This is a genomic window from Pseudomonas sp. AO-1 (genome assembly GCF_019775695.1).
Lineage (GTDB): Bacteria > Pseudomonadota > Gammaproteobacteria > Pseudomonadales > Pseudomonadaceae > Aquipseudomonas > Aquipseudomonas parakoreensis.
On the sequence record NZ_CP079947.1, the window covers coordinates 5,937,040 to 5,958,911 of the forward strand.

General features: G+C 60.7%; 23 protein-coding genes. 10 read left to right on the forward strand and 13 right to left on the reverse strand.

Going from position 1 to position 21,872, the window contains the following annotated elements:
* Positions 1–46 precede the first annotated feature (46 nt).
* Both KVQ82_RS27065 and KVQ82_RS27070 read right to left on the reverse strand, forming a co-directional pair.
* A complete protein-coding gene (locus tag KVQ82_RS27065; protein ID WP_041065573.1) occupies positions 47–352 on the reverse strand; it encodes a PsiF family protein in 306 nt (101 codons plus the stop codon).
* A gap of 63 nt (positions 353–415) precedes the next feature.
* Positions 416–1,210, reverse strand: a complete 795-nt coding sequence (locus KVQ82_RS27070; protein ID WP_222016826.1) for a helix-turn-helix transcriptional regulator — start codon at positions 1,208–1,210, stop codon at positions 416–418.
* Positions 1,211–1,306: 96 nt separating this feature from the next.
* Between KVQ82_RS27070 and KVQ82_RS27075 the strand changes: the two genes are divergently transcribed.
* The gene (locus tag KVQ82_RS27075) at positions 1,307–2,194 is read left to right on the forward strand and encodes a DMT family transporter (protein ID WP_222016829.1); all 888 of its coding nucleotides are present in this window, start codon (positions 1,307–1,309) and stop codon (positions 2,192–2,194) included.
* 108 nt (positions 2,195–2,302) lie between these two features.
* Here the strand turns inward: KVQ82_RS27075 and KVQ82_RS27080 are convergent, their stop codons facing one another.
* From KVQ82_RS27080 to KVQ82_RS27090, 3 genes are all read right to left on the reverse strand, one after another.
* The gene (locus KVQ82_RS27080) at positions 2,303–3,193 is read right to left on the reverse strand and encodes a triacylglycerol lipase (protein ID WP_222016831.1); all 891 of its coding nucleotides are present in this window, start codon (positions 3,191–3,193) and stop codon (positions 2,303–2,305) included.
* Between the two features lie 91 nt (positions 3,194–3,284).
* On the reverse strand, positions 3,285–3,590 hold the full coding sequence (locus KVQ82_RS27085) for a multidrug efflux SMR transporter (protein ID WP_222016832.1): 306 nt from the start codon (positions 3,588–3,590) through the stop codon (positions 3,285–3,287).
* The gene (locus tag KVQ82_RS27090; protein ID WP_222016834.1) at positions 3,591–4,229 is read right to left on the reverse strand and encodes an FMN-dependent NADH-azoreductase; all 639 of its coding nucleotides are present in this window, start codon (positions 4,227–4,229) and stop codon (positions 3,591–3,593) included.
* Between the two features lie 109 nt (positions 4,230–4,338).
* Here KVQ82_RS27090 and KVQ82_RS27095 point away from each other — a divergent pair, with 109 nt between their 5' ends.
* On the forward strand, positions 4,339–5,298 hold the full coding sequence (locus tag KVQ82_RS27095; RefSeq protein WP_222016836.1) for a LysR substrate-binding domain-containing protein: 960 nt from the start codon (positions 4,339–4,341) through the stop codon (positions 5,296–5,298).
* A 91-nt stretch (positions 5,299–5,389) separates the two neighbouring features.
* Positions 5,390–5,923, forward strand: a complete 534-nt coding sequence (locus KVQ82_RS27100; protein WP_003221186.1) for a bacterioferritin — start codon at positions 5,390–5,392, stop codon at positions 5,921–5,923.
* A 168-nt stretch (positions 5,924–6,091) separates the two neighbouring features.
* Here the strand turns inward: KVQ82_RS27100 and KVQ82_RS27105 are convergent, their stop codons facing one another.
* Positions 6,092–8,167: an AsmA family protein gene (locus KVQ82_RS27105; RefSeq protein WP_108181528.1), complete on the reverse strand. Its 2,076-nt coding sequence runs from the start codon at positions 8,165–8,167 to the stop codon at positions 6,092–6,094.
* Positions 8,168–8,552: 385 nt separating this feature from the next.
* Here KVQ82_RS27105 and KVQ82_RS27110 point away from each other — a divergent pair, with 385 nt between their 5' ends.
* The 7 genes from KVQ82_RS27110 (at position 8,553) to KVQ82_RS27140 (ending at position 13,820) form a co-directional block, all read left to right on the forward strand.
* Positions 8,553–9,059, forward strand: coding sequence for a hypothetical protein (locus KVQ82_RS27110; protein WP_041065594.1), 507 nt, complete (start codon positions 8,553–8,555; stop codon positions 9,057–9,059).
* A gap of 173 nt (positions 9,060–9,232) precedes the next feature.
* Positions 9,233–9,865: a TetR family transcriptional regulator gene (locus KVQ82_RS27115; RefSeq protein ID WP_007966952.1), complete on the forward strand. Its 633-nt coding sequence runs from the start codon at positions 9,233–9,235 to the stop codon at positions 9,863–9,865.
* A 244-nt stretch (positions 9,866–10,109) separates the two neighbouring features.
* Positions 10,110–10,610, forward strand: a complete 501-nt coding sequence (gene ureE / locus KVQ82_RS27120; protein ID WP_222016838.1) for an urease accessory protein UreE — start codon at positions 10,110–10,112, stop codon at positions 10,608–10,610.
* Positions 10,607–11,281, forward strand: coding sequence for an urease accessory protein UreF (locus KVQ82_RS27125; RefSeq protein ID WP_047291005.1), 675 nt, complete (start codon positions 10,607–10,609; stop codon positions 11,279–11,281). Before ureE ends, KVQ82_RS27125 begins: the two co-directional genes overlap by 4 nt.
* A gap of 11 nt (positions 11,282–11,292) precedes the next feature.
* Positions 11,293–11,907: an urease accessory protein UreG gene (gene ureG / locus KVQ82_RS27130; protein WP_041065601.1), complete on the forward strand. Its 615-nt coding sequence runs from the start codon at positions 11,293–11,295 to the stop codon at positions 11,905–11,907.
* A 27-nt stretch (positions 11,908–11,934) separates the two neighbouring features.
* Positions 11,935–12,507 carry a HupE/UreJ family protein gene (locus KVQ82_RS27135; protein WP_047291003.1) on the forward strand — a complete coding sequence of 191 codons (573 nt, stop codon included), beginning with the start codon at positions 11,935–11,937 and terminating at the stop codon, positions 12,505–12,507.
* 179 nt (positions 12,508–12,686) lie between these two features.
* Positions 12,687–13,820: an AGE family epimerase/isomerase gene (locus tag KVQ82_RS27140; RefSeq protein ID WP_222016841.1), complete on the forward strand. Its 1,134-nt coding sequence runs from the start codon at positions 12,687–12,689 to the stop codon at positions 13,818–13,820.
* A 130-nt stretch (positions 13,821–13,950) separates the two neighbouring features.
* Here KVQ82_RS27140 and KVQ82_RS27145 read toward each other — a convergent pair whose 3' ends face one another.
* The 7 genes from KVQ82_RS27145 to KVQ82_RS27175 all read right to left on the reverse strand — a co-directional run bounded on the left by KVQ82_RS27145 (position 13,951) and on the right by KVQ82_RS27175 (position 21,847).
* Positions 13,951–14,856 carry a cation diffusion facilitator family transporter gene (locus KVQ82_RS27145; RefSeq protein ID WP_222016843.1) on the reverse strand — a complete coding sequence of 302 codons (906 nt, stop codon included), beginning with the start codon at positions 14,854–14,856 and terminating at the stop codon, positions 13,951–13,953.
* A 198-nt stretch (positions 14,857–15,054) separates the two neighbouring features.
* A complete protein-coding gene (locus tag KVQ82_RS27150) occupies positions 15,055–15,819 on the reverse strand; it encodes an SDR family oxidoreductase (RefSeq protein WP_047291000.1) in 765 nt (254 codons plus the stop codon).
* An 851-nt stretch (positions 15,820–16,670) separates the two neighbouring features.
* Entirely contained in the window at positions 16,671–17,387 is a 717-nt protein-coding gene (locus tag KVQ82_RS27155; RefSeq protein WP_041065619.1) for an ABC transporter ATP-binding protein, read from the reverse strand.
* Positions 17,384–18,256: an ABC transporter ATP-binding protein gene (locus tag KVQ82_RS27160; RefSeq protein WP_041065624.1), complete on the reverse strand. Its 873-nt coding sequence runs from the start codon at positions 18,254–18,256 to the stop codon at positions 17,384–17,386. The genes KVQ82_RS27155 and KVQ82_RS27160 overlap by 4 nt, the downstream gene beginning before the upstream one ends.
* Positions 18,253–19,554 (reverse strand): high-affinity branched-chain amino acid ABC transporter permease LivM, encoded by a 1,302-nt coding sequence (gene livM / locus KVQ82_RS27165; RefSeq protein WP_041065627.1) that lies wholly within the window; start codon positions 19,552–19,554, stop codon positions 18,253–18,255. Before livM ends, KVQ82_RS27160 begins: the two co-directional genes overlap by 4 nt.
* Positions 19,555–19,557: 3 nt before the next feature.
* Positions 19,558–20,472 carry a branched-chain amino acid ABC transporter permease gene (locus KVQ82_RS27170; protein ID WP_027613532.1) on the reverse strand — a complete coding sequence of 305 codons (915 nt, stop codon included), beginning with the start codon at positions 20,470–20,472 and terminating at the stop codon, positions 19,558–19,560.
* 241 nt (positions 20,473–20,713) lie between these two features.
* The gene (locus KVQ82_RS27175; protein ID WP_041065631.1) at positions 20,714–21,847 is read right to left on the reverse strand and encodes an ABC transporter substrate-binding protein; all 1,134 of its coding nucleotides are present in this window, start codon (positions 21,845–21,847) and stop codon (positions 20,714–20,716) included.
* Positions 21,848–21,872 lie beyond the last annotated feature (25 nt).

Here is a 21,872-nt window from a genome sequence, read left to right on the forward strand (position 1 = left end):
ATCGCGATCTCATGTAGGAGCTGCCGCAGGCTGCGATCTTTTGATCTTATTTTTTCTTCAGGCAATCACTCATGAAGGTCTTGCGCGCATCACCGGTCAGGGCCTTGGTTTTCGCGTCGGCGTTGCAGGTCTTCATTTTTTCCTGCTGCGGGGTCAGCACTTTGGCGTCATTGGCGGCCGGAGCGGCCTTGAGGCAAGTGCTCATGAAAGTCTTGCGCTCATCGCCCTTGAGGTTCTTGGCGGTAGCGTCGGCATTGCAGGTGGTCATTTTGTTCTGTTGCGCCGTGGCGGCGAAACCCTGGGAACACAGGAGCAGACCGATCATCAACAAAGGCACACGCAACATCTTCATGGAGTTTTCTCCTTGTCGCCGCATCGATGGATGCGGCCTCCGCTGAAGTGTAGCCAAATCTTGTTACACCTTCCTGCCTTCCAGGTGGCTCCGCCGATACTGTTCCGGGGTACAGCCGGCCTGACGGGCAAACATGGCGATGAAGGCCGAGCCACTGCTGTAACCCAGATCGAAGGCGATCTCCTGCACGCTCTTCGTGCTTTCCAGTGCCTCGATGGCAGCCAGGTAACGCAGGCGCTGACGCCATTCGCCGAAACTCATGCCCAACTCGCGCACGAACTGCCGGGCCAGCGTGCGCTCGCTGACGTGTACCTGCGCCGCCCAGTGCGCCAGCGGCTGGTTATTGCCGGGATCGGCCTGCAATGCATCGAGAATCGCCAGCAACCCGGGATGGCTCGCGTACGGCAGATAACATTCATGTACCGGCGCCTGTTGCAGTTGATCGACCAGCACCTGGGCCAGACGCTGGTCGGCGTCGAGTTCGGGGATCTTCACGTCGCGGGCGGCGAAGTCCTTGAGAATCGCCTTGAGGATGTCGCTGATCGCCAGCGTGCAGGCGCGCTCCGGCAAATTGGCGCAGACCTTCGGATCGAGGCATACCGCGCGGTAGTTGACCGGTTGATGGCTGTAGAAACTGTGGTCGATCTGCGGCGGCACCCACACCGCGTACTGCGGCGGCGACATGAAGCGGCTGCCGTCGACGTCCATGTGCAGCACACCGTGGGCCGCGTACTCCAGCGTGCCCCACGGATGGCGGTGCGGCGCGGCGTATTCATGGGCGTTGAAGTCGGCGTAGCGGAAGTACACCGCCGACGGCAATTCGCTGAAATCCAGCAGATCGATGTGTTTACTGTTCATGCTGTCCGGTTGCAGAGGCAGGTTGTCCGGTTCGCAGTATAGGGCTGCATCCAGACAGGGGATAATCACGGTTCATCAACGCTCTGGTTTTAACTCATGCAATACGCGTTTCCCCTGCTGGCGATTTTCATCTGGGCCGGCAATACCGTGATCAACAAACTGGCGGTCGGAGCAATCTTCCCCGCCGAGATCGGTTTCTATCGCTGGCTGCTCGCCGGCCTGCTGTTCACGCCGTTCATGCTCAAAGCGGTGATCGCCCACTGGCCGCAGATCCGCCCGAATCTGGGCAAGATCTTCGTTCTCGGCGTGCTGGGCATGGCGGTGTATCAAAGCCTGGCCTACTTCGCCGCGACCCTGACCACGGCGACCAACATGGGCATCATTTTGTCGCTGATGCCGCTGATGTCGCTGGCCATGGCCATCATCAGCCTCGGCCAGCGTCTGACCGCTGGGGCACTGTTCGGCGCGGTGCTGTCGTTCGCCGGCGTGCTGGTGGTGGTGTCGTCCGGCAGCCTCGGCGCGCTGCTGCAGCACGGGGTAAATCTGGGTGACGCGATGATGCTGATCGCTACCCTCGCCTACGCGATCTACAGCACCCTGCTGAAAAAATGGCAGTTACGCCTGCCGCCGCTGGTGTTGTTGTACTTGCAAGTGCTGGTGGCAATTGTGGTGCTGTTTCCGCTGTATGCCGCTTCACCGAAAACCGGCTTCACCGCGCAAAATATTCCGCTGGTGCTGTACGCGTGCCTGCTGGCCTCGATGCTCGCGCCGCTGGCGTGGATGCAGGCGGTGCAGCGTCTTGGGCCGAGCCGCACGACCTTGTTCTTTAACTTGTTGCCGTTGATTACCGCGCTGATTGCGGCGGTGGTGTTGAAGGAGCAGTTGGCGATGTATCACCTGGTGGGTGGGGTGTTGACGTTGGGTGGGGTGATTCTGTCGGAGCGCTGGACCACCGTTCTAGGCCGCAAACTCAGCGTTGCCTGATGGAAAAGATCGCAGCCTTCGGCAGCTCCTACAGGTGATCGCGTGGATGAACGCTGAAACCTTGTAGGAGCTGCCGCAGGCTGCGATCTTTTGATCTTGTCTTTGCCTTTACAAGCCGGCAGCCTTGAGCCGCGCCGCATGCTCGACAAACAACCGCACCGGATCCGCGCCCTTGCCCACCAGCCCCAGCGACTGGTTGACGATATCGAAGTGATCCAGCGGATAGTCGTCGCCAATTACCGTGCCCAGGTGCGAGCTGTAGCGCCCGACCATCCCGTCACACTGCCCCGGCTCACGCACGAAGGTTTTCGCGAACAACCGGCAGCTGCGGTTGGTGCCGTCGAACAGGTTGCCACCGCGGTCAGTCTTGCCCGGCTGCAATGTGCCTGACCACGAGTAATAACGCACGCCGTTGACCTCTTCCGGCCCGTGCCCGCCCCAGGTTTCGGGCAGGCCCTGTGGATAACGCTGATTGAACAGCGCCACGCCCTCGCGGGTCAGCGACTGATGCGATGCGTGGATATCCACCGGCAGTTTCGGCCCGTGGTAACCGGTTTCCAGCAATGCCATCAGCCAGCCGACAACACGCAGCAGCGCTTCGAGCAGACGGCCCTTGGCGGTGTTCGCCGGGTAGTGTTGCTGCAGATAGTCGGCCAGTTCCGAACCGTGATTGGGCCCGGCCACCGACGTGACCGAAGCGACCAGATCCGGCCGTTTGGCGGCGGCATAACGGGCGGTCAACGAACCCTGGCTGTGACCGAACAGATTGACCCTGGCCGCGCCGGTCTCGCGCAGAATCTCGTCGATCCGCGCCAGCAGTTGCTCGCCGCGCACTTCGGTGGAGTTGAGCGGCGACACCTGCACCGCAATCACCGTCGCCCCGCCACGGCGCAACGCCTTGATGATCCCGCACCAGTACGGATACAGCAGCAGCCGGATAAACCCGAGCATGCCCGGCACCAGCACCAGTGGATAACGTGTCGCCGTACCTTGTGACATGGGCAAACATCCTTGTGGTCGCTGAGTGGATGCCGGACGTGCAAAACGCCCGCCAAGCATCCTCTCTGATGATGACAACTCCACGACCAGCCTACTTCAGGCCCACCACCCCCGCCACAATCAGCCCCACCGACAGCAGTTTCATCAGGGTCAGGCTCTCGCCCAGCAAGGCAAAGCCGAGAAACACCGTGCCCAGCGAGCCGATCGCCGTCCAGATCGGGTAGGCGATGCTTACCGGCAACTCGCGCATCGCCAGCGTCAGGAAGTAAACCCCGCCAATCGCCGCGAGCACCGTGATCAGCGACGGCCACAACCGGGTGAAGCCTTCGGCGTACTTCATGCCCATGGCAAACGTGACTTCGAACCCGGCGGCGATCAGCAGGAACAGCCAGGCCACTTAGAACGTCCGGGCGAGGTCGAGCAAACGCTGCTCGGCCTCGGCCACTGACACGGCGAAGGTGCGCTCGGCCGACTCCTCGCCCTCGGCCGCGACCACCGTGACGTCGTTGATACCGATAAAGCCCAGCGCGGTGCGCAACCACGGATCGGCGTGGTTCAGTGCTTCCAGTTCACCGCCGGGGCCGAAACCGAATCCGCCGCGACTGGTGACAATCAACGCTTTCTTGCCCAGCAGCAGCGGGGTGTACTGGGCCACGCCGTTGTCGAGGGTGTGGTCGAACGTCAGGCCCAGGCGCACGATCTGATCGACCCAGGCCTTGAGGCCGCTGGGCACGCTGAAGTTGTACATCGGCGTGGAAATCAGCAGCAGGTCATGCTCGAACAACTCGCCGACCAATTGATCGCTGAGCGCCAGATCGGCCTGCATCGACAGTGGGCGCGCCTCGGGCTCAGGATGAAACGCGGCAGCGACAAACGCTTCGTTGACTGGCGGGATCAGCGCGCGCCCGACTTCACGGCGGGTGATCTGCGCCTGCGGATGGCGCAATTGCCAGGCGCTGAGAAAGCTTTCCGCGAGGCGCCGTGAATGCGAACGGTCACCCCGTGGGCTGGCATGTATTGCAAGAATTTTGCTCATCTGTATTTCCTCCGGACTAGAATCAAACGGCTTGTGGCTTGCAGCTTGAAGCGCGTGACCGCGTCCATTCAAATGAGCAAAAATCAGTCGGGATGAATTCATTTCATCCATGGAGTTTTCAATGTTCGCCTCGTTGCCGCTGACCGCCCTGCGCGCCTTCGAATCCGCTTCGCGCCTGCTGAGTTTCAAGGCCGCCGCCGAAGAGCTGTCGGTCACGCCCACGGCAATCTCTCATCAGATCCGTACGCTGGAAGACTGGCTCGGCGTCGCCCTGTTCGAACGCTTGCCGCGTCAGGTGCGCCTGACTGAAGGTGGCGAGCGGCTGTTTCGCAGCCTGCACGGCGCGCTGCTGGAAGTGGCGCAAAGCGTCGATACCCTGCGCCCGCAACGCAGCGGCAGCAGCCTGACGCTGTCGACCACGGCCGCCTTCGCCGCGCTATGGCTGGTACCGCGCCTCGGGCGCTTTTATGCGCAGCACCCGAACATCAACGTGCGCCTCGATACCCACTGCGAAGTCATCGACTTGCATCAGGACGCCAGCGTCGATCTGGTGCTGCGCTACAGCCTTGACGACTACCCCAATCTTTACGGCTTGTGCCTGTTCGATGAGGCGTTCGGCGTGTACGGCTCACCGGAGCAGGTGGCGCTGGCCGCCCGGCGCACGCCGGCGCTGATCAGCGTGCGCTGGCACAACTCGAAGCTGTATGCCCACGGCTGGGAAGCGTGGTGCGCCCGCGCAGGTGAGAACTGGCTGAACCAGCATCCCGCAATGCGCGAATACGACGAAGAGCACTACGCCTTGCAAGCGGCAATTGCCGGGCAAGGATTGGTCCTTGCGAGCAATATTCTGGTCTCGCAGAGCGTCGCCAGCGGTTTACTGGTGCCGTACAAGGGGCAGGTGCAGGTTGAGGGTGCCGGGTACAGCGCGCTGTGCGTGCCGGGACGGGAGCGCCATCCGCCGGTGCGGGCGTTTTTTGCCTGGTTGCAGGAGGAGGCCGTGTTGTCCGGACTGACGCCAAGATCGCAGCCTTCGGCAGCGCCTACAGGGGGGACGGAGCAAATCTCGTAAAACTTTTTGCGTCGCGCAGGACTCACAACCAGGGTAAGCGATCACGCCTGTAGAGCGTGGCGCCCATTGGATTAGCCTCCTGGAGATCGAAATGAGCGATGACCTGCACTTGTCGGATGTCAAAACCCTGCGCGAACGTGCGCGGCAACACGTCGAGAACGGCGCGGTAACCGAAAGCTACAGTGCCAACCGTGAAGAGGTGCTGCGCCTGCTCAACGAATCGCTGGCCACCGAACTGGTCTGCGTGCTGCGCTATAAGCGTCACTACTTCATGGCCAACGGTCTGAAAGCCAATGTGGCCGCTGACGAATTTCTCGAACACGCCACCCAGGAAGCGCAACACGCCGACCGCCTGGCCGAGCGCATCGTGCAACTGGGCGGCGAGCCGGAGTTCAACCCGGACCTGCTGTCGAAAATGTCCCACGCCCAATACGTGGCCGGGAACACCTTGAAGGAAATGGTCTATGAGGACCTGGTGGCCGAGCGGATCGCCATCGACAGCTACCGCGAGATCATTCAGTACATCGGCGAAAAAGACCCGACGACTCGGCGCATATTCGAAGACATCCTCGCGCAGGAAGAAGAGCATGCCGATGACATGGCCGACATTCTGAAAGACCTGTAAGCCTTTCAAAACCGTCTTCGCGAGCAGGCTCGCTCCCACACTGGAATCCATTTCAAATGTGGGAGCGAGCCTGCTCGCGAAGGGGCCGCTACAGAAACAAAAAGATCGCAGCCTGGAATGCTCTTCCTGTAGGAGCTGCCGCAGGCTGCGATCTGTTTGCTCTTGCCTTTACTTGGTTGGCTTGACGGTCACGGGCGCCTTGCCCGCCTTCATCTGCTCAAGCAGCGGCGCGCATTGATTCGGCTCCCCGCCACTCGGCGCCACCAGCGCCAGCAGCCCCGCCGCTGGTGCAGCGATCACGCCCAGTGCAACCATTCCCGCCCCGCGCAGCATCAACGGTACAGCCTTGACCCCGGCGTCCGGCTTGATGAACTTGCCGCGCACGTACAGCGGTGAACGCAGCGAAATCAAACGCCAGCCCTTGGATTCCGGGGTCACGGTCAGGTCCAGTTGCTCGGTGGCCATGTTCGCCGTGCCGTCGATGTAGATGATCGCGTTCTCGGTATCGAACACAAACAGCCGAGTGGTCGCCAGACCCGTCTTGATGTCGAAGTCCGCCGCCGCGCAGTTGATCTTCACTTCCTTGTCGCCAAAGATCTTGCCGACCACGTAGTTGCCGACGTTGAGCCCTGCCAGTTCCATCAGCTCACGGCTGATCGCGCCGTCGTTGATCAGCATCTTCAACTGGCCATTGGCGCCGCCGAGCAGCTTGGCCACCGAATTGCCGCGGCCGCTGATATCGGCGTCGCCATTGAGCTCACCGAAACTGGTTTTCATCGGTTCGAAGGTCGGGAACAACTGCTTGAGTTTGAACCCGCGCGCGGTCAGTTTGGCCCGCCCTTCCAGCGGTTCGGCGCGACCGTTGAGGCGGATCTGCGCGTCCAGATTGCCGCCGGCCACGCCGAAGCGCAGCGGTTCCAGGCTGAGCTCGCCGTCGTTGAGTTTCAGGTGGGTATAAAGGTCGGTGAAGGGCAGTTTTTCGCTGTGCACGATGCGTTTGCCGGTGAACTCGACGTCGGCATCCATCGCGCGCCAGCGGTCGGTCTTGAATTCTTCCACCGGCAGCACTTTGTCGGTCGGCTGCTTGCTCTCGCCGCCGCGGGCCTTTTGCTTGTCATTGGAGTCGGCGCCGATCAGCGGCGCGAGGTCGGCGAACAGCAGCTGATTGGACAGCAGCGCACCACTGAGTTTTGGCCGAGGCTGACTGGCGACATAGGTCAGATCGCCATGAATGTCACTGCCGCCGATCTTGCCGTTGAACTGCTCGTAGGTGAATTTCGCCCCGGCGGCGTCATGCAATTTGGCAATCAGATGGCCGTCGGTGGAGTACGGCGGCGTGTCCGGCAGGGTCACGCCGGTTAGCGGATAGAGGTTGCCGAGGCTGGCACCGGCCAGTTTCAGCCGCAGATCGAGGGCACCGAGGTTGAGCGGGTCGGTCAACGTGCCGGCGAGTTCGAGGCTGGTGGCGCCGATCTTCGCCTGGGCCTGCAGCGGGAACGGTTTGTTCGCGTCCTGCAACGCCAGCAACCCGCCGATTTTGCCCTGGCCGGTGAGATTCTGGCCGTGGTACTGGCCTTTGACCTTCAGCGCGAACGCATAGTCCTGCGGCGCGGTGCCTTTGTCCTGGGCCGTTTTCGCGGCTTTGTCACCGACGATTTCGCTGAACGGAATCGGTTTGCCCAGCGGGTCGATCACCACGTCGAGATTGGTCTTCAGCGTCTGGTCGTCCAGCGTGACGTGGCCCTTGTCGAAACCGATGGCGCCGATGTCCACCACCCAGTTCGACGGTTCGGCGTTCGGGTCTTTCGGGTCGAACTTGAAGGTCCAGTTGGCGCGCCCATCGGCCAAGCGTTGCAGTTGCGCGTTGGGCTCGGTCAGGTCGATGCGCGGGATCGTCACCCGTTGCGCCAGCAGGGCCAGCGGCGAGATGCGCAGCTCCACGCGTTTGAGCGTGACCATCTGCGGCTGCTTCGACCAGTCCGGATTACCCAGCGTCAGGTCTTCAGCCACCACATGCGGCCACGGCACCCAGGCCCGCCAGCCGCCCTCGTCCGGCTCGCGCTGCCAGATCACCGCGAGGTTGCCATTGATGGCAAACGGTCGATGCAGTTCTTCCGAGACTTTGGCGTTGAGCGGCGGTTTGATCCGGTTCCAATCGAAGAACACGATGATCAGAACGAGTACCGCCAGCAGCAGTACGAGGATGGCGAAGGTCCAACTGAAGATTTTCCCGGTGCGCGTCATGCACAAAACTCCTGATGACGACCGCACGCCGACTTCGCGACGCACAGCTGAAACGGCGGGCCAAAGCGGCCCTCATGAAATCTACGACTGGCAAACAGTGCGCAGGTTTAATCGGAATATAGATTCCGTGGCAAAAAATCGCCCGAATGCTGACCGATTGGTCGAACAGCGTTACCGCCACCCGCACATTTGCGAGGCGCGAGTGACTCGAAAATACCCACTGCGGTGCAAAACCACCGCCCGCAAACGCCCGAGCTAGAGCGCCTCGGCAGAACAATCAATTCTGTTGATTATTACCATTGCGTTTATGAACTTTTATATCGACTTATCGAGAGTAGCATTGGCTTCGTACCCACTTTATCGCCCTCCCAAGGAGCAACCCATCATGAAACGCCAATTACTGCTCAGCCTTACCCTGTCGATGCTAGCCAGCACTGCTTTCGCCCTGCCCGCTGCCGATCAGGCTACCCCACAAGTGAAATCCAGCCACTCGGTGTTCAGCCAGACTGTGGCTGCTGATGGCGGCGACCGCACACCACAAGGCCAGACCCTGGCTGAAAACGGCCGTAATCGTCTGGAAGAAAAAGGTCTGGTACAAGACGGCTACGACAAGACGCCACAAGGCCAAGCTGTAGCAGAAGGTGGCCGTGATCGTCTGGAAGAGAAAGGGCTGGTGCAAGACGGCTATGACAAGACTCCACAAGGTCAGACCCTGGCTTCCGATGGCAGCGACCGCACTCCACAAGGCCAAACCCTCGCTGAAGGTGGTGGTGACCGCACCCCACAAGGCCAGACCCTTGCCGAAGACGGTTTCGACAAAACCCCACTGGGCCAAGCCGTTGCCGAAGGTGGTGGTGACCGTGTGATCGAACGCAACAGCGCTTTGAGCTAAGCCCATGGCGGCCTGGAAAAAAAGCCCAATCACCGGATTGGGCTTTTGACTTTTTCAGCACTGGCAATCTGTAAAACCCTTTTTTACCGCTGACATTCCCCCTGCCGTTCGACGCCAGCAAAGCCGATTTGCTAGAGTGCGGCGCTTGTCCCGCTCAAGAAAACGCCTTTGCGATGCTGCCCCGCGCCGAACAGAAACAACAGACCCGCAATGCCCTGATGGACGCTGCCCGCCATTTGATGGAAAGCGGCCGAGGATTCGGCAGCCTGAGCCTGCGCGAAGTGACCAAGACCGCCGGCATCGTGCCCACCGGTTTCTATCGGCATTTTGCCGACATGGACGAGCTGGGGCTGGTGCTGGTCAGTGAAGTCGGCCAGACCTTCCGCGAGACCATCCGCCTGGTGCGCCACAACGAATTCGTCATGGGCGGCATCATCGATGCGTCGGTGCGGATCTTCCTCGACGTGGTCAGCGCCAACCGCTCGCAATTTCTGTTTCTTGCCCGCGAGCAGTACGGCGGCTCGCTGCCGGTGCGTCAGGCAATCGGTCGTCTGCGCGAGAACATCAGCGCCGACCTCGCGGCCGACCTGACGCTGATGCCCAAGTTGCAACATCTGGATGCAGCCGGGCTGAGCGTGATCGCCGACCTGATCGTCAAATCGGTGTTCGCCACCCTGCCGGACATCATCGACCCGCCCGCCGAGGCCCTGCCGGAACATCTGACACCCCAGGCGAAGATCACCCAGCAATTGCGCTTCATCTTTATCGGCCTCAAGCACTGGCAAGGGCTGGGCAGTACCGAGTAAAGATCAAAAGATCGCAGCCTTCGGCAGCTCCTACACCAACCCCCTGTAGGAGCTGCCGAAGGCTGCGATCTTTTTTATTGGCCACAAATTGGTGCATGTAAAAATCTTCACGCACCAAAATCTTCCAAAATTCTGCAACATCTTGAAACATCCTCTACGCTCCGACAGGGATTTCCTACATCTCGCACGGTTGGCAAGCCCCTTGCTCTAGCCCTCCTACAAGTCCACTGCTGGAAGCTTTCCGATGCTGGTGATTCATCGCAGAATCGACCCTCAACCTGTCTGGTCCGCCGAGTTGCACCTGACTTTCGAAGCGCGGAGCAAAAGCCGTCTGCGCTGTTTCAGTGCCGACGGTGAAGACGTCGGGTTGTTTCTGGAGCGCGGTCAGGCACCGTTATACGACAGCGAATGCCTGCAGGCCGAAGACGGCCGCATCGTTCGCGTCTGCGCCCGCCCCGAGCAACTGCTGCACGTCACCTGCGCCAATGCCTTTGAACTGACCCGCGCCGCCTATCACCTGGGCAACCGCCACGTCGCTCTGCAAGTCGGCGATGGCTGGCTGCGTCTGCTCGATGATTACGTGCTCAAGGCCATGCTCGAACAGCTCGGCGCGCAGGTCGAAGCGATTGAAGCGCCGTTCCAGCCGGAGCACGGTGCCTACGGCGGCGGCCATCACCATTCGCGGCATGGCGACGAAGATTTCAACTACGCGCCCAAACTCCATCAGTTCGGCGTTCGCCTGTGAATCCGGCCTGGGCGCTGCTGCGCCTGGCCAGTCCGCAACTGCCGATTGGCGGCTACAGCTATTCGCAAGGCCTGGAAATGGCGGTGGATAACGGCCGCGTGAACAACCCGGACAGCGCCCGGCGCTGGATCAGCGATCAACTGCTGCTCAACCTCGCCCGTTTCGAAGCGCCGCTGCTGCTCGCCCATTGTCAGGCTGCGGCCGAGGAAAACTGGCCCGAGTTGCTGCATCTCTGCGAAACCCACCGCGCCAGCCGCGAGACCCGCGAGTTGCATCTGGAGAGTCGGCAGATGGGTTACTCGCTGCAGCAGTTGCTCAACGGTCTGCCGGAACTCGACGCGCCGGCCCGCCGCTTTCTTGAGCAATGCGCGGAACCGCATCTGGCTCTTGGCTGGGCACTGGCGGCCCGCGCCTGGGGCATCAACCCGCAGGATGCGCTCGCCGCGTGGCTGTGGAGCTGGCTGGAAAACCAGCTCGCGGTATTGATGAAAACCCTGCCGCTGGGCCAGCAAGCCGCCCAGCGCCTGACCAGCGAACTGCTGCCACTGCTGCAACAGGCGCAGCAGGACGCCACGCGCATTAATCCCGAACACATCGGCAGCGCCGCGTTCGGCCTGTCTCTGGCGTGCATGGCGCATGAGCGCCAGTACAGCCGACTGTTTCGCTCTTAGGAGAACAAACCATGAACACACAACCCCTGCGCGTCGGCATCGGCGGCCCGGTCGGTTCCGGCAAAACCGCATTGACCCTGGCCCTGTGCCTGGCGCTGCGTGATCGCTACAACCTGGCCGTCGTCACCAACGACATCTACACCCGCGAAGACGCCGACTTTCTGGTGCGCAACGAAGCGCTGGCACCGGAGCGGATCATCGGCGTGGAAACCGGCGGCTGCCCGCACACGGCAATCCGCGAGGACGCCTCGATCAACCTCGAAGCCGTCGATCAACTGAACCGACGCTTTCCGGGGCTGGACCTGATTCTGGTGGAATCCGGTGGTGACAACCTGTCGGCAACCTTCAGCCCGGAGCTGTCAGACCTGACCATTTACGTGATCGACGTCTCTGCCGGCGACAAGCTGCCGCGCAAGGGCGGGCCGGGGATCTGCAAGTCCGATCTGCTGGTGATCAACAAGATCGATCTGGCGCCGCTGGTCGGCGCGTCGCTGGAAATGATGAATAGCGACACCCAGCGCATGCGTAACGGCAAGCCGTTCGTCTTCAGCAACCAGAAAACCGGCCAGGGCCTGGAAGACATCATTGCCTTCATCGAACGCCAGGGCCTGCTGAACGCCGCCTGATTTATTGACCAACAAGGAAGCTTCTCCATGACACTCAAACGCATTCTCGGCGCCGTGGCGCTGCTGCTGACCCCAGCCCTCGCCTTCGCCCACCCGGGCCACGGCGACAGTGGGCTGGTCGCCGGTATCAGCCACCCGATCGGCGGCCTCGACCACTTGCTGGCGATGATTGCGGTCGGCCTGTGGGCGGCACAGCAACAAGGTGCGGCGCGTTGGGCGCTGCCGTGCACCTTCGTCGGCACCATGCTGATCGGCGGCATGCTCGGTTTTGAAGGGCTGGAGTTGCCGGCGCTGGAAAGCGGGATCGCCGCTTCGGTGCTGGCGCTGGGTCTGGCAGTGGCACTGGCGGTGCGTCCACCGCTGGTGATGGCGGTGGCGGCGACGGCATTGTTCGCGTTGTTCCATGGCGTGGCGCACGGCCTGGAACTGCCGGACATGAGCAGCCCGTGGGCGTATGCCGCCGGTTTTGTCGCGGCGACGGCAGCGCTGCATGCGGCGGGTTATGCCGTGGTTCGTGTTCTGCCGCAGGCTGCTGCGCCGTTGGTGCGAGTGGCAGGTGCTGCTTCGGCGGTGACTGGCGCCTGGTTGCTGGCCGGCTGATCTCTATCGCCTGAACCGGCCTCATCGCTGGCAAGCCAGCTCCCACAGGTTTGTAATTGATAACAATCCTTGTGGGAGCTGGCTTGCCAGCGATGACGGCCGATCAGACACCGAGACTCTAACAGCAGTCTCTCTGCTACCATGTCGCGCAATCGCCCCAGCCGTGACGACGTCCGCCAATGCCCCATGCTTGCCGCTCCACCTCCCTGCCCGAATTGACCACCCTGTTCAGCGACGTGCAACAGCACTTTCTGAACGTGATCGTGCCGCTCTGGCAAGGCCCGGGCTGGAACGCCGACATGGCGCTGCCTTACGAGGCACTCGACGCGGCGCATCAACCCTTGCCACCGCAACGCTATCGGGCGATGGCCTGCGCACGGCAGCTGTACCTGTTTTCCAGCCTGATCGGGGTTGTGGATAACGCCGAGGTGCGCGCCGCCGCGCTGTTCCGCTCGCTGCAACGGCACTTCCATGATGCCGAGCACGGCGGCTGGTTCTACAGCATCGACGCGCAAGGCCAGCCGCTGGATCAGCGCAAAGACCTCTACACCCACGCCTTCATCCTGTTCGCCTGCGCCCATTACTGGGCCAAGTCCCGGGAGCCGCTGGTGGAATCCACGCTCAACGCTGCACTGGAAGTGATCGGCCAGCGCTTCGCCACCGGTGATGGCCTGTACGAAGCCTGCCTGGACCGCGACTGGATCACCCTGCAAACCGGGCCACTGCAGAACCCGCTGATGCACTTGGCCGAAGCGTTCCTCGCCACTTTGGCGGTACGTGAAGACGCGGCGACGCAGCAAGCGCTGGTCGAGTTATGCACAGCCATGCACACGCAGTTCGTCGATCCGCAGCACGGAGTGTTGATGGAGAAGCCGCTCGGGGCTGTGGATAACTGGTACGAGCCAGGGCATCAGTTCGAATGGTATTTCCTGCTTGAATCTTCAGCGCTGCTGCGCGGTTCGAAACTGCACGCGGCGCTGGAGCGAGCCTTTGCTTTCACCGAGCAATTCGGCGTTGAACAGCCTTCAGGGGCGGTGCGGGCGATGCTCGATCTGGAACTGGACGGTCGCCCGAAAGATTCGACTCAGCGCATCTGGGCGCAGGCGGAATACCTGCGCGCCCTGACCTTGCGCCCTAACAGCGAAGGCACCGTGCTGCGCCAGTTGCAGGCGCTGCAGCAGCGTTTTCTGCACGCGGGCGGGTGGCATGAATGCCGAGATGAGCTGGGAGAGGTCAGCCGCAAGGACATGCCTTCAACAACGCCTTATCACTTGGCGACGTGCTACAGCGGGCTGGCTGAATACCTGAACTGATTGACTGAACTTATCCTGTGGCGAGGGAGCTTGCTCCCGCTTGAGTGCGCAGCACTCACAAAAATCCGGGGCCGCTTCGCAGCCCAGCGCGAGCAAGCTCGCTCGCCACAGGAGATTCAGCAGCTCTGAATCAGGCGATCCACTTCTTGTCGCCCGTGAAGCTGATGGTCAACCAGCGCGCCGCATCCGGCTCGCCCAACTGCGCCGAAATCTCCTCCCGCAACGCATCCAGTTGCCCAACGCTGTGCAACCGGTAATCCGCCGGCAGCACCACATGAATCTCGATGAACCGCGCCCGTCCGTGCTTCTGCACGTAGGTCACGTAATCGTCGAAACCGTGTTCGACCTTCGCCGCTTCCATGACCTGACGCACCTGGTCATCCAGCGTGTCCGGGGCAATACCCAGCACATCGCGCAGCGCGGGGCCGAGGATCTTGAACGCCGGCGGCAACATGGTCAGCGCCAGCACGATCAGGATCAGCGGGTCGACAAATTTCGCCCACGCCTCAAAGCCCTGGGCCTTGAGCAGCAGCGCCACGAGAAAACTGATCAACAGGCCGACCGAGAGCATCGCGTCCACCAGCCAGCTGATGTTGTCGAACTGGATCAGGCTGGACTTGAGTTTGCGATTGCGCCGACGCACGTAGAAGAAGTAGGCGAACTCGACGACGGTGAACACCGCCGCATAAATGATCACCAAGCCCAGCTCGATGTCGCGGCCGCCGTTGATGATGCCGAACACACCGTTGAGAAACGCATAGATCGCGATCAACAGCAGGAAGCTGCCTTCGATCAGCAGCACCATCGGCTCCAGATGCCAGAAACCGAACTGGAAGCGGTGATTGCTCTCTTTGGCGATCAGCCGGGCGGTGATCAGCATCAGCACTTTGATGAACGTTGCGATCAGCGAGAAAAAACCATCGAAAAGGATGGATTGCGAACCTGAAACAAAACCGGTGACGATCCCGGCAATCGACACCGCGAACATCAGGATGGTCGATTGTTTGAGCAGCGACTGCTCACCTCGGTTACTCACTTTAACTCCTCGAAAACCTTGAAAACCGCGGGGTGCGGTGGGGTTGTTGAGGAGAGAGTTTACCTTATCGCCATGTTTTGCCTGTTACGGCCTCATCGCTGGCAAGCCAGCTCCCACAGGTACCGAGTCGATTACAAGATTTATGTATACCGACGATCCTGTGGGAGCTGGCTTGCCAGCGATGGCCATTATGCGGTCTTACGCCTTGTTACGCTCGATGGCGAACCCGGCCCAGGTCTGGCTCACCGGCATCAGCTCCAGGCTGTTGATGTTGATGTGTGCTGGCGCGTTGAGCACCCAGAAAATCGTTTCGGCGATGTCCTGCGGCTGGATCGGCTCAGCCCCGGCGTAGGTGGCGTTGTAGCGTTCCTGGTCACCGGCAAAACGCACCAGCGAGAACTCGCTTTCGCACAGGCCCGGCTCGATGTTGCTGACGCGCACGCCGGTGCCCTGCAGGTCGCAGCGCAGGTTCAGCGAGAATTGCTTAACGAACGCCTTGGTCGCGCCATACACATGGCTGCCCGGGTACGGATAGTTACCGGCGATGGAGCCGAGGTTGACGATGCCGGCGCCACGGCCGTGAGCGATCAACCGTGGCAACAGCAGGCGGGTGCTGTACATCAGGCCTTTGACGTTGGTGTCGACCATGGTGTCCCAGTCGTCGAGGTCGCATTTCGGTGCCGGATCGACGCCCAGCGCCAGCCCGGCGTTGTTGATCAAGCCACGCAGCTTGGCGAACGACGGCGGCAGATTGGCAATTGCCTCTTCCATCGCCTTGCGGTCACGTACATCGAGTACCAGGCCATGCACTTCAGTCTGCTCCGACAGTTCGGCGCACAGGGCATTCAGACGCTCTGCACGACGACCGGTCAACACCAGTTTCCAGCCAGCCTCGGCAAATCGACGGGCACAGGCTTCACCAAAACCGGAGGTTGCGCCGGTAATAAACAGGGTGTTGGACATCGTGTTCTCCTTGCGTCGGCCGCCAGCGCAGCCATTGGAATAGAAAATCAGCAGCCAGCATGCCCGGCCCGGCATTTACGAGCAACACCCGCACCGGGACATATTCCGATCAAATTTTGATCAACCGTCGCTACGCCATACCTGCCGTGGCCTGTAGCCATGTGCACGCACGTTATCCACAGTCCCTTCCACAGTTTCCGGGGGCAAGTAGAAACGCGCAAAGCCGCGCCACACAAGGCTTTGCGCGGGAAATAGAAAGTTTTTTGCTTGACCCTGAAGCCGCGGTTGTGCCGGAGATGGCATTTTGCACGACCGGCCGGTCAGTGCGGTGATTGCGCGAGGCCAGTAATTACGGCCCTCAGCGCGGTCTTTCCAGAGTTTAGTCACAGACTTATCCACAGGCTTGTTCACATGGAATTGCCTTTAGCGCGAGGCCTAGAAAAAGGTTGACAACAGCGTCTACAGCTCCCGCAAAAACGCCTGATCAAAAAGCGATCACCAGCCTGCAAGCCACGTCAAACAAGGGCTTCAGCCAGCTACTCCCACGTTATTCACAGCCAGCTCCACAGCAAACGGGGACAAGTCAAAACTGTGGAAAAACAGCCATTTGCAGCGTCTATATGTCGCGCTTTGACAGCGATGGGAATTTGTTTTCCACAATTTCCAAATCGACTTGATATTGAAGATGGATTCACTGTAGGAGCTGCCGAAGGCTGCGATCTTTTGATCTTCAAAAACAACATCAAAAGATCGCAGCCTTCGGCAGCTCCTACAGGGGATTTGTGCGGGACTTGGGATGTAAAAAGCCCCGGGACTTTCGTCGCGGGGCTTTGTGGACAACTCAAGCAGAATCAGTGCCCGCCCAGATAAGCGTTACGCACCTCCTCGTTCACCAGCAGCTCTTTACCGGTACCGGTCAGGCGAATCTCGCCATTGACCATCACATACGCGCGGTCCGACAGCTTCAACGCATGGTTGGCGTTCTGCTCGACGAGGAAGATGGTCATGCCGGTTTTCGCCAGTTCACGCAGGGTGGCGAAGATCTGTTTCACCACGATCGGCGCCAGGCCCAGGCTCGGTTCATCAAGCAACAACAGCTTCGGCCGACTCATCAAGGCGCGGGCAATGGCGAGCATTTGCTGTTCGCCGCCGGACATGGTCATCGCCCGCTGAGTGCGGCGCTCTTCGAGCCGCGGGAACAGCTCGAACATGCGCTGCATGTCCTCTTTGGCGTACTTGTCGCCAATCGGGATGGTGCCCATCAGCAGGTTTTCCTCGACGGTCATGTCGGGGAACACCCGCCGCCCTTCCGGCGACTGCGCGATGCCGTTGGAGGCGATGTAGTGCGAGGACTTGTGGGTGATGTCGATGCCTTGATAGAGGATCTGTCCGCCCGCCGCCCGTGGCTGGCCGAAGATCGACATCAGCAGCGTCGATTTGCCCGCGCCGTTGGAGCCGATCAGGCTGACGGTCTCGCCTTCGTTGATCTCAAGCGACACGCCCTTGAGGGCCTGGATCGGGCCATAGAACACGTCCAGGTCTTTGAGTTCGAGGATCGGTTTGCTCATACCAGTTCCTCTTCGTCGGCGCCCAGGTAGGCGGCAATCACTTTTGGATCGTTGCGAATCGCATCGGGCCCACCCTCGGCGATGACCACGCCGTGATCCAGCACCACGATGTGGTCGGAAATGCTCATGACCATGCCCATGTCGTGTTCGATCAGCACCACGGTCAGATCATGCTCGTCGCGCAGCAGCCGGATCATCGCGCTCAGCGCTTCGGTTTCCTGAGGGTTGAGGCCGGCGGCCGGTTCGTCGAGGCAGATGATCTGCGGCCGCGTGCACATGGCCCGGGCGATCTCCAGACGACGTTGCTGACCGTAGGACAGCTCACCGGCCAGACGGTTGGCGCAGTCCACCAGATCGACCACTTCCAGCCAGTAGAACGCGCAGTCCAGCGCATCGCTTTCCGCTTTGCGGTAGCCCTTGGTGTTGAGGATGCCGGCGAGCATGTTGCGGTTGACCCACATGTGCTGCGCCACCAGCAGGTTTTCCAGCACCGACATTTCCTTGAACAGGCGAATGTTCTGGAAGGTCCGGGCCAGGCCGGCGCGGTTCACCAGATGCGTGCCACCAAACATCTTGTAATACAGGCGACTGAGGAAGCTTTTCGGCGAGACGAAGTCGGTGGGTTTGAACGACTCGCCCAGCAACTGGATGACGTTGGTCTGCTTGCCGCGCACGTTGAGTTCGATCTTGCCGCCGGAGGCCTTGTAGAACCCGGTCAGGCAGTTGAACACCGTGGTCTTGCCGGCACCGTTCGGCCCGATCAGGGCAAAGATCGAGTTGCGTTTGACCTTGAGGCTGACATCGCTCAAGGCTTTGATGCCACCGAAGTGCATCATCAGTTTTTCCACAGAGAGTACGACTTCACTCATGGCGCAGTCCTCTCATAGTGAATGGCACCTTTGCGTGGGGTGACCCCGGTACGGCTGATGCGGATCAGCCCTCGAGGTCGCCAGATCATCATCAACACCATCAGGATGCCGAACAGCAGCACGCGGTATTCAGCGAAGCCGCGCAGCAGTTCCGGAGCAACCGTCAACACGAATGCAGCAATCACCACGCCGATGGTCGAGCCCATGCCGCCGAGCACGACGATGGCGAGGATCAGCGCCGATTCGAAGAAGGTGAACGAGGTCGGGTTGACGAAGCCTTGATAGGTGGCGAAAAACACCCCGGCCAGCCCGGCGGTCGATGCACCGATAGTGAACGCCGAGAGCTTGACCAGAACGTGGTTCAGGCCCATCGAGCGGCAGGCGATTTCATCTTCGCGCAAGGCTTCCCAGGCGCGACCCACCGGCATTTTCACCAGACGATGCTTGATGTACAGCACGGCCAGCACCACCAGGAACAACACCGTATAGATGAAGTAATACTTCACGTCCGGGTTGTAGGCGATGCCGAAAAACTCATGGAACGGTACCCCGCCATCCTTGGCCCGCTTGCCGAATTCCAGGCCGAAGAACGTCGGCAATGGCGCCGGCATGCCGTTCGGCCCGCCGGTCAGCGACAGCCAGTTGTTGAGGATCAGGCGGATGATTTCACCGAAGCCCAGGGTCACGATGGCCAGATAGTCACCGTGCAGACGCAGCACCGGAAAACCGAGGATGCAGCCGGCCAGACCCGCGGTGATCGCCGCCAGCGGCAGCACAGTCCAGAAGCCCAGCCCGAGGTATTGATAACCGAGCGCCAGACCGTAGGCACCGATGGCGTAGAACGCCACGTAACCGAGGTCGAGCAGACCGGCGAGGCCAACCACGATGTTCAGCCCCAGCCCCAGCAGCACGTAGATCAGCCCGAGGATGACCACGCCCAGCAGGTACGAGTTGGAGACAAACGGCACAATCACCGCCAGCACAATCAGCAGTGGAATGATCCAGCGCAAGCGTGATTTGTGATCGGCAGGCAGCACATGCACACCGGAACCGGTGCTCTCGAATCCATCGAGGATCTTCAGGCCCTTGGGCGTCTGCAGAAACAGGCTCAAGGCAAAGCGGCCGATCATGACAATGCCGATGATCCACGCCACGCGGGTTGGTTCGAGGTTGAAGCTGTAGCCGTCGAGCACGACACCGACAATCGGGCCGAACACGATCAAGGCAATAAGGCCGGCCAGAATCGCCTCAACCAGGCTTTTTTTGATATCGATGTTTTTTTGAGTGGTTGAAGACATCGCTTACACCTTCGACACAAGAGGACGGCCCAACAGGCCCTGAGGCCGGAAGACCAGAACAAGTACGAGCAGCGAGAAGCTGAACACGTCTTTGTAGTCGGAGTTGACCAGGCCCGAGAACAGCGACTCGGAGATCCCGAGAATGATCCCGCCGAGCATCGCGCCGGGCAGTGAGCCGATCCCGCCGAGCACTGCGGCGGTGAACGCCTTGATGCCGATGACGAAGCCTGCGTAGAAGTCGAACGTGCCGTAGTTCATGGTGATCAGCACGCCGGCCAGAGCTGCCATCGCTGCACCGATGATGAACACGTAGGAAATCACCCGGTCGGTGTTGATCCCCAGGATCGAGGCCATCTTGCGGTCTTGCTGGGTGGCGCGGCACATGCGGCCGAGCTTGGTGTACTTGATCACGTAGGTCAGCAGGCCCATGCCGACGAACGCGGCCACCAGAATGAAAATCTTGGTGTAGGTCAGCTGGACGAAACCGCTGCCGACGTCAATGCGCCAGGCACCGGTGAGCAGCGTTGGAACACCCTGTTGGCGGGCGCCCTGGCTGATCTGGGCATAGTTCTGCAGGATCAGGGAGATACCAATGGCACTGATCAGCGGTGCCAGTCGGGTGGAGTTGCGCAGAGGTTTGTAGGCGACGCGTTCGATTACCCAGCCATAGACGCCAGTGACGACGATGGTGAACACCAGCGTGCCGAGCATCAACAGCGGGAAGGATTCGATACCGAAGTAAGCCAGCAGAGCCAGACTGATTGCCGCCAGGTAAGCGGAAATCATGTAAACCTCACCGTGGGCGAAGTTGATCATGCCGATGATGCCGTAGACCATTGTGTAGCCGATGGCGATCAGGCCATAGACCGACCCGAGGGTCAGGCCGTTGACCAGTTGCTGCAGGAAAATACCATCCATAACGCAATCTCACGCAATGAGAACCTGCCCGCCGGGGCGGGCGGTTCTTCTAGGAAAAATACAGATTTACGTCGGAGCAATGTCAGAGCGCGATGAGTCCAGACCCACCGATCTTCTGTGGGAGCTGGCTTGCCAGCGATAGCGGCGGATCAACCAATCTGTGTGTCGACTGACCTGACGCCATCGCGGGCAAGCCCGCTCCCACAGGTATTGGTGGGGATCAAGCTGATCGCGTCAGCCCTTACTTCTGTTTTTCCAGCTGATGGTATTTGCCACTCGCGTCCCACTGGTAAACCACGTAGTCGGACACTTTCAGGTCGCCTTTCTTGTCCCAGGCTTTCTCACCCATCACGGTTTTCACCGGGTTGGCCTTGAGCCATTCGGCGGCTTTTTCGCCACTGTTGGATTTGGCGCCGTTGAAGGCGGCCGCCAGGGTCTGAACCGACGCGTAGGCGTACAGGGTGTAGCCTTCAGGTTCGGTGCCAGCCTTGCGGAACGCATCGACCACGGTCTTGCTGTCTGGCAGCAGGCGTGGGTCAGCGCCGAAGGTCATCAGCACGCCGTCGACGTATTGCGGGCCACCGGCGGTGGTCACCAGTTCGTCGGTGACGATGCCGTCATCAGACATGAACTTCACGTCTTTCAGGCCTTCGGTGCGCAGTTGCTTGACCAGCGGCCCGGCTTCCGGGTGCAGGCCGCCGAAGTAGACCACGTCGGCACCGGCCGCACGGATCTTGGTGACCACGGCGCTGAAGTCTTTCTCGCCACGAGTCAGGCCTTCATACAGCACCGGCTTCACGCCACGCTTTTCCAGTTGAGCCTTGGTCGCATCGGCCAGGCCCTGACCGTAAGTGTCCTTGTCGTGCAGCACGGCGACTTTCTTGCCCTTGAGCACATCGACAATGTAATCGCCCGCGACGATGCCTTGCTGGTCATCACGCCCGCACATACGGAACATGGCGCTCAGGCCGCGCTCGGTCACTTGCGGGTTGGTGGAACCCGGGGTGATCGCGATAACACCGGCTTCATCGTAGATTTCCGACGCTGGAATGGTGGAGGAAGAGCAGAAGTGACCGACCACACCGGCCACCTTCTGGTTGACCAGATCCTTCGCAACCGTTACTGCCTGTTTCGGTTCGCAGGCGTCATCGCCCTTGACCAGTACGATTTTCTCGCCGTTGACGCCACCCGCCGCGTTGACCGCGTCCGCCGCCGCCTGTGCACCCTTCATGTACTGCTCGCCAAATGCCGCGTTGGCGCCAGTCATTGGACCCGCTACACCGATTTTCACATCAGCTTGAGCAAACGCAGAAACACCCAACGCAGTAGCCACTGCGAGGGCCAGAAAGCCTTTCTTGTAAAACGTCTGGGACATGAGGTGGTGCTCCAAGGTTTTTTTT